The following is an 11,842-nucleotide window of genomic DNA, read 5'->3' on the forward strand; positions in this document are numbered from 1 at the left end:
GGTTCGCAAACGCCCCGGCATGTACATCGGCGACACCTCCGACGGCACCGGCCTGCACCATCTCGTCTTCGAGGTCGTCGACAACTCGATCGACGAGTCGCTCGCCGGCTATTGCGACGACATCGTCGTGACGATCCACTCCGACAACTCGATCACCGTCGCCGACAACGGCCGCGGCATCCCGACCGGCGTGAAAATGGACGACAAGCACGAGCCGAAACGCTCGGCCGCCGAGATCGCGCTGACCGAGCTGCACGCCGGCGGCAAGTTCAACCAGAACAGCTACAAGGTCTCGGGCGGGCTGCACGGCGTCGGTGTCAGCTGCGTCAACGGGTTGTCGAAGTGGCTGCGCCTGACGGTGAGGCGCGACGGCCATGCGCACTTCATGGAGTTCAGGCAGGGCGTGCCGCAGGACCGCGTCGTCGAGCGTCGCGATGGCGCCGAGGTCTCGCCGATGAAGGTGACCGGCGAGACCGAACTGCGCGGCACCGAGGTGCATTTCCTGCCCGACCTCGAGATCTTCTCGAACATCGACTTCCACTACGACATCATCGCGAAGAAGCTGCGCGAGCTGAGCTTCCTGAACAACGGCGTGAAGATCCGGCTGGTCGACGAGCGCAACAACAAGGAAGACACGTTCGCGTTCGCCGGCGGCGTCAAGGGCTTCGTCGAGTTCATCAACACCGGCAAGAAGGTGCTGCACCCGACCGTGTTCGGCGCGACCGGCGAGAAGATGAGCGAGCAGGGCACGACGATCACCACCGACGTCGCGATGCAGTGGAACGACGGCTACAGCGAGAACGTGCTGTGCTTCACCAACAACATTCCGCAGCGTGACGGCGGCACCCACCTGACCGGCCTGCGCGCCGCGATGACGCGCGTGATCAACAAGTACATCGAGGACAACGAACTGGCGAAGAAGGCCAAGGTCGAGGTCAGCGGTGACGACATGCGCGAAGGCCTGACCTGCGTGCTCAGCGTCAAGGTGCCCGAGCCGAAGTTCAGCAGCCAGACGAAAGACAAGCTCGTCAGCAGCGAGGTGCGAGCGCCGGTCGAAGACGTGGTGAGCCGGGCCCTGGCCGACTACCTGCAGGAGAACCCGATCGACGCGAAGATCATCTGCGGCAAGATCGTCGACGCGGCACGTGCGCGCGAAGCCGCGCGCAAGGCGCGCGAAATGACGCGCCGCAAGGGTGTGCTGGATGGCATGGGCCTGCCCGGCAAGCTGGCCGACTGCCAGGAAAAAGACCCGGCACTGTGCGAGATCTACATCGTCGAGGGCGACTCGGCCGGCGGCTCCGCCAAACAGGGCCGCGACCGGAAGTTCCAGGCCATCCTGCCGTTGCGCGGCAAGATCCTGAACGTCGAAAAGGCGCGCTACGAAAAGCTGCTGACCAGCAATGAAATCATCACGCTGATCACCGCGTTAGGCACCGGCATCGGCCGCGGCGCCGGCAGCGACGACTTCAACCCCGACAAGCTCCGCTACCACCGCATCATCATCATGACCGACGCGGACGTCGACGGCGCCCACATCCGCACCTTGCTGCTCACCTTCTTCTACCGCCAGATGCCCGAGCTCTGCGAGCGCGGCCACATCTACATCGCCCAGCCGCCGCTGTACAAGGTCAAGGTCGGCAAGCACGAGCAATACCTGAAGGACGCGCCCGAGCTCGACAGCTTCCTGCTCAAGGTCGCGCTGCAGGATGCGTCGCTGGATACGGGCACCGGCGACACCCTCAAGGGCGACACGCTCGACACGCTGGCCCGCAAGTACGTCGCCGCGCAGTCCGTCATCGCTCGCCTGTCCAACTGGATGGACATCGAAGCGCTGCACATCCTGGCCAATGGCCTGGCGCTCAAGCTTGACACCCCGGAAGAGGCCGAGGCCAGTGCCGCCAGCCTCAAGGGCCTGCTGCACGACGCGCTCGTCACCGTCGAGACCGACCCGCGCACCGACAAGTTCTTCCTCAAGATCGCCCGCACCCACCACGGCAACGTGCGCGCCAGCGTCATCCATGCTGACTTTGTGCACGGCGCCGACTACGAAGTGCTGGCCGATGCCGGCCTCAGTTTCCAGGGCCTCATCCAGGCCGGCGCCATGGTGCGCAAGGGCGAGGGCGAGAAGGCCAAGGAGGCCAAGGTCGACGACTTCCGCGCCGCCATGGCCTGGCTCATGAGCCAAGCCGAAACCGCCGTCGGCCGCCAGCGCTACAAGGGCCTGGGCGAGATGAACCCCGAGCAGCTCTGGGAAACGACCATGGACCCCAACGTCCGCCGCCTGCTGCGCGTGCAGATCGACGACGCCATCGAGGCGGACAAGGTCTTCACGATGCTGATGGGCGACGAGGTGGAGCCGCGCAGGGACTTCATTGAGGCCAACGCACTGCGCGCTGGAAACATCGACGTTTGATGTTGTCGGATCGGTTGGTGATCGGAGGCAAGCCGTTCCGAACTGATGCAGATCCTGCAGGTGCGGGCGCGGGACGCAGCCCGCTTCTCCCTACCCCGGTGTATTCACCGGCCAACGGCCGGCGCGCAGGTACTCGGCGGTCCAGTCGCTGACCTCCATAGCGAACCAGCTGGCTGCAGGGCAGCGGTAGCGCCTGGACATCGCACCCGGCCCTGGTCCGCTATGCGGGCGGAAGCCGTCGTTCGTCGCTGGGACGTCGTCGGCGGTGGCCGGGCCGATCACCCCTCTGTCGCGGCGAAACGATCGCGCAGCGGGTCGAGCAGCGGGCCGTAGCGCTGCGCCGGCGTCGACGCGACGCGCATCGGCTGGCGCACCTGCAGCGAGCTCGGCGTGCGGATCGCGCGCGCCGTCTCGTGGAAGCGCGGGCAGGCCGGCTCGAAGTCGAGGCCGCAAGCGGCGAGCAGCGCGTGGATGCCGGCGTTCGGGTCGGCGACGAGGTCCTCGTACCGTTGCACGACGAAGCGGCCCGGGTACCGCTCGGCCCAGAAGCGGGCGAGCGCGTCGTAGGCGCGCCAGTACGCCGCGAGCCCGTCGAAGCTGTACGCGAAGTGCACCATGCCCGGCCCGAAGAGCTGCTTGTAGCAGGACCACGCGGTCTCCACCGGGTCGCGGCGGCAGTCGACGATGCGAGCCCCAGGCAGCATGCGCAGCACGGCGCCGGCATAGAGCCAGTTCTCGGGCAGCTTGTCGGTGGCGATCGGCTTGGGCTTACGCCAGCGCGCGCTCGCCCGCAAGTAGGCGTCGCCGAGCCGCCGCCAGTCAGCGTCGCTGGCATCGGCGACCCAGGCCGGGAACGGCTTGCCGCGCCGGCGAGATTCGGCGTCGAGCAGCTGCGGCAGGTACGGCAGCTCGCTAGCGCCTTCGACCTGCGAGTGGCTCGCGAGGATCTGCTCGACAAGCGTCGTCCCCGACCGCGGCAGTCCGACGAGGAAGATGACCTCGCGCCCCGGCCCGTCCTGCGGCGGCGGCGGCGCGCCGGCGAACGCGGCGCGGATCGCGTCGACGCGGCGCGCGAACGCCTCGGAGTCCCACGGCCGCGACGCGCGCGCCGCATCGTTCGCCGCGCACAGGACTCGGAACGCGTCGGCGTGCCGGCCCGCGTTCTCCAGCCCGTGGCCGAGGGCGAAGCGCAGCATCAGCCGTTCCTCCGCTGGCGTCGTCGCCGGCGGCGCGGCGGCCTTCGCCTCGAGCTGTGCCAGCTCGTCGGCGGTCATCGGCACGACCTTCAGGTCGGCCAGCGTGAACCACGCGTGCGCGACCAGCTCGCCGCGCGCGATCAGGTGCCGGCAATCCGCGGCCGCGACATCGCCATGGCCGAGCGCCGTGGCGCATCGTGCGCGTTGCAGCCGGGCAAGCGGCGCCGCCGGGTCAAGCGCGACGGCGCGCTGCACGGCGCCGTACGCCGCCACCGGCTCGCCGGCGTTGTCGTGCTCGAACGACAGCCCCAGCCAGTCGGCCGATGTCGTCGCGTGTACCTCGCCTTCGCGCAGCGTCGCGACCACCGCAGCGTGGTCGTGCGCGTGCTCCTGCGCGGCCGCGAGTTGCGCGCGGAGGTCGAAGTCCTCGGGCCGCTGCGCGAGCGCGCGCGCGAGGTCCTGCGTTGCGCCTTCCCAGTCGTCGTCGCCGGCGCGGCAGACCGCGCGCAGGCGCAAGACCTCCGGGTGCTCCGGCGCGCTGCGCGCCAGATCGAGCAGCAGCAGCCCCGCGTACATGCGGTCGCCCGCCTGCAGCGCTTGCGTGGCGCGGCGCAGCTGCTGCGCGTCGGCAGGCTTCAGCCCGCGCAGCGGATCGCTCGACACGGCGCGCTTCATGCCAGTCTCGCGATGAGACGTGCCGCCGCCTGCTCGGCCGGCTCGTCGACCGTACGCACGATGAATTCGGGGTCCGCCGGCGGCTCGTAGGGGCCATCGACGCCCGTCAGGCCCGCAAGCGCGCCGCTCCGCGCGAGCCGGTAGAGGCCCTTCGGGTCGCGCGCCTCCGCCACCGCGAGCGGCGTGTCGACGAAGACCTCGACGAAGCGCCCCGGCTCGAACCGCGCGCGGGCCCGGTCGCGGTCGGCCCGGAACGGCGAGATCAGCGCGACGACGACGGTGATGCCCGCGTCGGCCATCAGACGCGCGACCTCGGCGGCGCGGCGCACGTTCTCGGCTCGATCGCGGTCGGAGAAGCCGAGGTCGCTCGACAGGCCGCGGCGCAGATCGTCGCCGTCGACGACGACCGCCGGCTGCCCTGCGGCGCACAGCCGGCGGCATACCGCCTGTGCGATCGTGGACTTGCCGGCGCCGGGCAGGCCGGTCAGCCAGAGCACTGCAGCGCGTGGCGACGATTTGCCGCCGCGTTCATCGGGAATGGGTCGTGACGTCATGCGGCAGATTGTGGCGCCGCGCGCGGCGGGCTCGGCGGCTGTCGCCGACGCCATCTTGACCCTCGGTGCCGAGAAGGCAATGGCCCGACGCTTGTCTTGATTCACGTTCGCAAGCAAAGACCTGGAGCAGTTGCGTTGGGTCGGTGGGCCGTCGGCACAACGGGCTGAAGTGGGTCACCCTGGAGTCGGCGGCACAGTCATGACCCGCTCCTGCTGCGGCGGCACTCATGCCCGCCCGTCGCAGCAACTGTGGCGCTGCGAAAGGCCGGTCCCAACAACTTCGTCCCGAACGCCAAGTCGGCTCTGGCGCCAAGTGGACTTCTTCCTGAGTAAGGCCGTCGCACTAACTTTGGCGCCCTACGCGAACGAGCGCTTACGGGGGCCCTAGCGTGTTCATTGGCTCAATGCCCTCAGGCGATCCATGACAAGACCTGCGCGCGCCGGCTCGGCAATCGGGCCCGGCAACACGTTCACAAAATCCCGGTTCGCCAGCAACGGCGCAAAGGCCGTGGCCACCGCCTGTCGCAGGTCGGCAGGCGCTGCGGCCAGTTCCCCGGCAAGCTCCTCGCGCTCATCGACGATGTTCAGCACGTCTTCCAGGTCGTGACTGGTCAGGAAGTCACTGGCGCCCCGGCTGGCAAAGGCTTCCAGCTTGGTCGCCACAAAGGCGACGGCGCTCACCAGCCGAATCGTGACGCCTTCGCCCAGCTCCAGCGGCACAGCGGTCTGCACGGCATACGGATACCAGCAGTTCGAGAAACCCAGCACCTCCGGCTGCATCGGCATCAGGTCGAAGAGCACGCCCGACGCCTTGTGCACCCAGCGGCAAATCACCTCGCTGCTGACATCTCGCGCAAACCCGCGCGCCGCCATCTGCGCCTCGATGCGATGGAACATCGCCCGGTTGGCATTCACCACCGCATCCACGTCGCGGGTGGCGCGCACGGGGTAGGCCAGAGGGTCCGTCACCAGCAGGCCGGCCACTGCGCCACCCACAAAAACAACTGCTCGCGCAGTTCGCCCAGCGCCTCGGCAATGCGGCGCAGGTAGGGCAGGTTGGGGTCATCGGCTCGCATGGGCGTCTCCGTCAGCGCCCGGGTCGAACTGCATCAGCTCGGCCTCCATCAGCTTGGCGGCCAGCGTGCGTTCGCGCGCGCGCCCCGTGCGCAGGGCGTCCAGCAAGGCCAGCAGGCGGTGCAGGGCCGGGTCGGCGAGCGCGGCCTGCGGTGCGGTGCGATACAGGGGCGACAGCGTGGGGCCTTTGGCCGTGCCGGCGGGGTGCTCCCATACCGGCGCCTCACCCGGCTGGCCAGGGGCTCTGCGCCAAACGCCGTCTGCACGCCGCGCTTGACCGGCCCGGGCGTGGCCGGCCAGATGTAGCACACGCCATGCTTGATGAATTCAAGCAAGCTCGTGCGCACCGGCGCCCATTCGCCACGCGCTGGTGCAACCGCCAGGCCGCACGCCACCGCCCGCTTCACGCTGGCGTGCGCCTCCGAGGCGCTCATGGCCAGGGCTTCGCCCAAGGCGGCATAGGTCCAGCGCTGCTGCGGGTGCGCCGCCACCTTCAGCAGCACCAGCAGATCTTGTCGTTTGAGTTCCATCGCTTGGCCATATTCGCTATTCGCGAACTGCGAAGGTCATCGATGAGTCGCGATTTGGCGAGCCAAGAACCTGTCCCTGCTCTACAGCTCCCGCGCCGACGTGCGCCTTGCACCGGCCTACGACCTGCTCACCACCAGCGTCTACGCGGGCTACCAGCACAACCCGCCGGCCATCGAGTTCATGGGCAAGAAGACCTGGGCACCGGGCAAGACCTGCAGCGCTTCATTGCCGCTACCTTCGGCGTGCCACTGCGCGAGCAGCTGCACATGGTTGAGGCCATCAGTGATGCCCTGCTGCGCGTGCAGATCGACGACGCCAGCGAGGCGGACAAGGTCTTCACGATGCTGATGGGCGACGAGGTGGAGCAGCGGCGGGATTTCATTGAGACCAATGCGCTGCGGGCGGGCAATATCGACGTCTGACGCCCGGATTACGGCCCGGTAATGGGGCCGGGTCATGCGCGGCCGTATCACATCCGGAAACGGAAAGCGGACGTTTTTCTTTTTGGGTCAAGCACTTGTCATCACAGGCTGGTGCTCCCGCAGCCTTGACCGGGTATGGCTGAGGCCCACGCTCCGATGGCAAGCTCTGGCCGTCATGTCGAAAACTGCGCCTGGTTTCGACATGTTCGCCAATCGTGTTGATCAAGCCTCCCAGATTCGACACGTCGTTCGGTGGCAGGTTACCTCGCGCTCGACCAAGTCTCGGACAAGGTCTCCGCCTGCTTCAGCACCAACTCCACCGCTTGGAGTTGCTGGTCTGGCGGGTACTTCCACTTCTGCAGGCAACGCCGAACCAGGATGCGCAGCTTGGCTCGAACGCTTTCGCGCACCTGCCAATCCACGGTCGTGCTTGCGCGCAGCTTCTCGGTGATCTCCACGGCAATCTTCTTCAAGATCTCGTCACCCAACTCACGGACTGCGCTCTCGTTGTTGGCCAAGGCGTCATAGAACGCCACCTCGTCGGTGCCGAGTCCGAGTGCGGCCTCTCGCTCCAGCGTGGCCTGGAACTCTTTGGCCATCTGAATCAACTCTTCGATGACCTGGGCCGTTTGGATAGCCCGGTTGTGATATTTGCGCAGGGTTTCCAGCAGCCTGTCGCCGTACTTCCGTTCCTGCACTACGTTGTTGCGGGCTCGAGCTTTGATCTCGTCGCGCAGCAGCTTTTCCAGCAGTTCGACAGCCAGGTTGCGGCTGTCCATTCGCCGCACATCCTCCAAGAACTCGTCGGACAGCAAACCGATGTTCGGCTTGTCCAGCCCCGCCAGCGCGAAGACATCCGCCACGCCGTCGGCAATGATGGCGTTGTCCAGGATCTGCTTCAGTGCGCTGTTCTTCTCCGCGTCGCTGCGCTTCTTGTCCACGGTCGTGAACTTCGCGATGGCAGCTTTGATCGCCGAGAAGAACGCGATCTCCTTGCGCAGTGCAGCCGCCTCGTCCAGCGTGCCGCACAGCGAGAACGCTTTCGCCACGGCCACCATCGTGTCCAGGAAGCGCGTCTTGCCATCCTTTAAGCCCAGGATGTGATTCGCCGCCGGGACCAGCAGCGGCAGCGCCTGCGTCTCAAACGCGCTGTAGTCAAAGCCGTGCATCAGGCCGCGCACCACATCCAGCTTCTCCAGCAATACCGCCAGCGCTTCGGCTGCGCCATGCGTCGGGTCACCCTTGCCCTTCGCTTCCGTGTAGTCCTTCAGCGCCGCTTTCAGCTCGTTGGCAATGCCGATGTAGTCCACCACCAAGCCACCCGGCTTGTTCTTGAACACCCGGTTCACCCGAGCAATGGCCTGCATCAGGTTGTGCCCCTTCATGGGCTTGTCGATGTACATGGTGTGGCAGCACGGCGCGTCAAAGCCCGTCAGCCACATGTCACGCACGATCACCAGCTTGAGCGAGTCGCGCGCATCCTTGAAACGCGCCTCCAGCCGCTTCTTCACCTGCTTGCTGTACAGATGCGGCTGCAGCAATGCCTTGTCAGCGGCTGAGCCCGTCATCACGATCTTGATGGCGCCTTGCTCCGGGTCGGTGCTGTGCCAATCGGGGCGCAATGGCGGGTTGTCCTTGCTGCCAATGCAGATGGCGTTGTAAAGCTGCGCGCAGATGTCCCGGCTCATGCACACGATCATGGCCTTGCCATCCACCACCGAGACCCGCGCCTCGAAATGCTGGACCAGATCGCGAGCCACCTGCTGCAGACGCGGCTGCGAACCCACCAGCTTCTCCAGTGCGGCCCATTCGCTCTTGGTCTTCTCGCGGTGGGCGATGTCCTCTTCGTCCTCGACGACCTCGTCCACCCGCTCGTTCAACGCATCGATCTCGGCCTGGTTCACGTCCAACTTGGCCAGTCGGCTCTCGTAGAAGATCGGCACCGTCGCGCCATCGTCCACCGCGTCCTGGATGTCGTAGATGCTGACGTAGCCACCGAACACGGCGCGGGTGTCCTTGTCCTCCAGCGCAATCGGCGTGCCGGTGAAGCCGATGAAGGTGGCGTTCTTGAGCGCGTCCCGCAAATGCTTGGCGAAGCCAAAAACGTACTTGCCCGTCTTGGTATCGAGCCGCCCCTTGGTGCCGTACTGGCTGCGGTGCGCCTCGTCAGAAATCACAACGATGTTGGTGCGGCTGGACAGCAGCGGGTGCGCCTCCTCCCCCTCCAGCAAAGCGAACTTCTGCACCGTGGTGAAGACGATGCCGCCTGCCTCGCGAGACGCCAGCATCTCGCGCAGCTCGTCGCGGTCGCCCGCCTGCACAGGCGTCGTCTTGAGCAGGTCACTGGCCGCGCTGAAAGTGGCGAACAGCTGGCTGTCCAGGTCGTTGCGGTCCGTCACCACCACCAGCGTGGGGTTCTTCATCTCGGGCTGTTGCAGCAGCTTGCCCGCATAGCAGGCCATCGTGATGCTCTTGCCCGACCCCTGCGTGTGCCACACCACCCCCGCCTTGCGCGAGCCCGGCTTGACCTCCTTGCCGTAGGTGGCTCGCTCTTCGTGCACCTCCAGCAAGCCCTTGTCCGGGGTCTGCGCGGCAATCACCGTGGCACGCACCGCCTCGCGCACCGCATGGAACTGGTGGTAGCCGGCGATCTTCTTGACGAGGGTGTCGCCGTCTTGCTCAAACAGCACGAAGTGCCGCAGGTAGTCCAGGAACAGATCAGGCTTGAAGAAGCCCCGCACCACCGTCTCCAGCTCCATCTGCAGGCGCGGCCGGTCGTCTTCGTTGGCAATGGTGCGCCAAGGCAGCATGCGCTCGGCATTGGCCGTGAGCGAGCCCACGCGCGCCGTCCAGCCATCGCTCACCACCAAGGCAGCGTTGCTGTTGAACAGGTCGCTGATCTCGTCCTTGTAGGTCTGCAGCTGGTTGAAGGCATCCCACACATCGGTCTGCTCATTGGCGGGGTTCTTCAGCTCCACCACAGCCAGCGGCAGGCCATTCACAAAGGCGACCACATCCGGCCGGCGCGGCTGCTTGCTGCCGGTGATGGTGAACTGCTTTACCACCAGGAAGTCGTTGTTGCTGGGCTGGGCAAAGTCGATGAAGCGCACCAGGTCGGTCTTCTGCTCGTCGCCCACAGCAAAGCGCACCATCACCCCGTTCAGCAGCAGGCGGTGGTTGCTGCGGTTGCGCAGCACCATCTGGGGCTCACTGACCGACAGCAGTGCATGGGCGGCCTGTTCCAGCGCCTCGGCAGGCAGGTGCGGGTTGATCCGGGCCAGGGCGCCCAGCAGGCGCTCGCGCAGCACCACCTGCCGGTAGTCGGTGCGCTCCGGGGCACTGCTGTCGGGGGCGATATCCGGGCCATGGGCACAGCGCCAGCCCGTCTGCTGGAACCAGCCCAGGCAGAGCTCTTCGAGTTGTTGTTCGTTCAGCATCTTGAGTCCCCTGCGCCTCCCCAGACCTCGCGGTAGCTGATCAGCTTTGCGATGAAATAAGAAAGTCTTGCTAAATCAATGGCTTGCATGCGGCTCAAGCAGCGGGCCGGTTTTGCAATGAAACGGCGGCTACGCCCACGCCGGGATATACCGTGCATAGCGCCGGGAGTCCGGCGCATTGGGGTCGCTCTTCACAAGGCCCTGCTCGATGGTCGCCGTGATGATCTGCGAAACCGTGTTGCTGCTGCCCTCGGGCAGGCCGAACCGCTCCCGCAGCGACTGATTGGTCATCTGCTTGCGCAGCACATATTGCAAGACGCAATGCTGGTAACAGGCCCGCACCCTGTCGCTGCCGTTCATGTCGCGGAAGGCGCGCGGCCCGTGGATCACCACGATCGTTCGCCGGTGGCTGGTCAAGAACTCAGGCGCCGGCAACTGCATGAGCTCGGCGGACTCGATCACCCGGTCGATGCCGCTGCTCTTCTCCTCACAAATGCCGAACCGGCGCATCAGGTCGGCCAGCCGCTCATTGCGGGACTGGTAGCCGTCGATGAAGCGCTCCACCGGCACGATGGGCTCGCCAGGGTTGGAGATTTCCACCCGATTGCCGAACACCTCGACCACCGGCGACGTGCCGCCCATGTCGAAGTCCTGGTGGATCAGCGCGTTGGCGAGCAGCTCTCGCACCACCACCTCCGGCAGCAGCTTGACCTCTTTGCGGATGGCCCCCTCGATCACCTCGTTCTGGGGCAGCTTGCCCATCACGTACTGCACCAGCCCCGCAAAGCCCACGGCATAGCCCCTCTCGCCGGTGAGGTCAGAGACGGTCTGCATCTTGGACTCACCCGCGTACACGATCACGCGGGCCGCCTTGCGGCTGATGTCCGGGAACTGCCGCATGTTTTTGGCCAGCAGCACCGCGCCGATGTGCAAGATGTTGAAGCCCACCGCGCTGCGCTCGATCAGGCGCTCGTCCAGCAAGCGGGCCAGCACGCCCGCTTGGTCGGTGGGATAGGGCAAGCGCATCAAATCGAAGAAGGTCTGGGTGTCCAGCAACTGCACCACATCTTGCGCGGACACGTCTTTCAGCGCGGGGTTCTCCAGCCAGCCGGGCTGCCCCTCGCCGAAGATCTTGCGCAACTGGTCCTCACTCATTGGCACCAGCTCTTCGCCCGAGCGCATCAGGTAAGCGCCTTCGTGGTGGTAGGCCGTGCCTCTCGGGCGCGCAGGGATGTTGAACACCAGCACCCGGCCATCCGGGTGTGCCACGGCCTCGACATCGACGCGAAACCCCACCCAGTGGAACAGCCTCTCCGCAATGTCCTGGGTGTCAGCGAAGGCCTGGCTGCCCACCACGGGGCGCGGCGGCTTGTCTGCAATGCCCAGCACCAGATGCCCGCCGCCCTCGTTGGCAATGGCGACGCAGTAGCGGCACAGCTTGCGCGTGTCGTACTGGTTGGCCGCTTCCTTGAATTCGAGGTTCTGGGTTTCTGAGGCGCTGCTGCGCCAGATGTCTATTTGCTCTGGTGTGATGGTCATG

The 11,842-nt window shown here is 66.3% G+C and carries 6 protein-coding genes and 2 pseudogenes; 2 read left to right on the forward strand and 6 right to left on the reverse strand.

From position 1 onward, the window contains the following. On the forward strand, positions 1-2,413 hold a 2,413-nt coding region (gyrB, locus tag ABIS05_RS09555; protein ID WP_348013145.1), incomplete at its 5' end, for a DNA topoisomerase (ATP-hydrolyzing) subunit B. A gap of 278 nt (positions 2,414-2,691) precedes the next feature. Here gyrB and ABIS05_RS09560 read toward each other — a convergent pair. From ABIS05_RS09560 to ABIS05_RS09575, 4 genes and pseudogenes are all read right to left on the reverse strand, one after another. Next, positions 2,692-4,284, reverse strand: a complete 1,593-nt coding sequence (locus ABIS05_RS09560) for a sulfotransferase (RefSeq protein ID WP_348013146.1) — start codon at positions 4,282-4,284, stop codon at positions 2,692-2,694. Then, positions 4,281-4,796, reverse strand: a pseudogene (cysC, locus tag ABIS05_RS09565) (adenylyl-sulfate kinase); the annotation flags it as partial. The gene ABIS05_RS09560 and the pseudogene cysC, both read right to left, overlap by 4 nt. Positions 4,797-5,231: 435 nt before the next feature. Next, positions 5,232-5,822, reverse strand: a complete 591-nt coding sequence (locus ABIS05_RS09570; RefSeq protein WP_348013147.1) for a hypothetical protein — start codon at positions 5,820-5,822, stop codon at positions 5,232-5,234. Between the two features lie 78 nt (positions 5,823-5,900). Beyond that, the gene (locus ABIS05_RS09575; protein WP_348013148.1) at positions 5,901-6,221 is read right to left on the reverse strand and encodes a hypothetical protein; all 321 of its coding nucleotides are present in this window, start codon (positions 6,219-6,221) and stop codon (positions 5,901-5,903) included. 512 nt (positions 6,222-6,733) lie between these two features. On the opposite strand from ABIS05_RS09575, the pseudogene ABIS05_RS28210 reads away from it, so the two are divergent. After that, positions 6,734-6,865, forward strand: a pseudogene (locus ABIS05_RS28210) (hypothetical protein); the annotation flags it as partial. A gap of 260 nt (positions 6,866-7,125) precedes the next feature. On the opposite strand, the gene ABIS05_RS09585 reads toward ABIS05_RS28210, so the two are convergent. Beyond that, positions 7,126-10,302 (reverse strand): type I restriction endonuclease subunit R, encoded by a 3,177-nt coding sequence (locus ABIS05_RS09585; protein WP_348013150.1) that lies wholly within the window; start codon positions 10,300-10,302, stop codon positions 7,126-7,128. 129 nt (positions 10,303-10,431) lie between these two features. Continuing rightward, positions 10,432-11,841 (reverse strand): ATP-binding protein, encoded by a 1,410-nt coding sequence (locus ABIS05_RS09590; protein WP_348013151.1) that lies wholly within the window; start codon positions 11,839-11,841, stop codon positions 10,432-10,434. Between the last annotated feature and the right edge of the window lies 1 nt (position 11,842).

The organism is Roseateles sp. (assembly GCF_039929605.1).
Classification (GTDB): Bacteria; Pseudomonadota; Gammaproteobacteria; order Burkholderiales; family Burkholderiaceae_C; genus Pelomonas.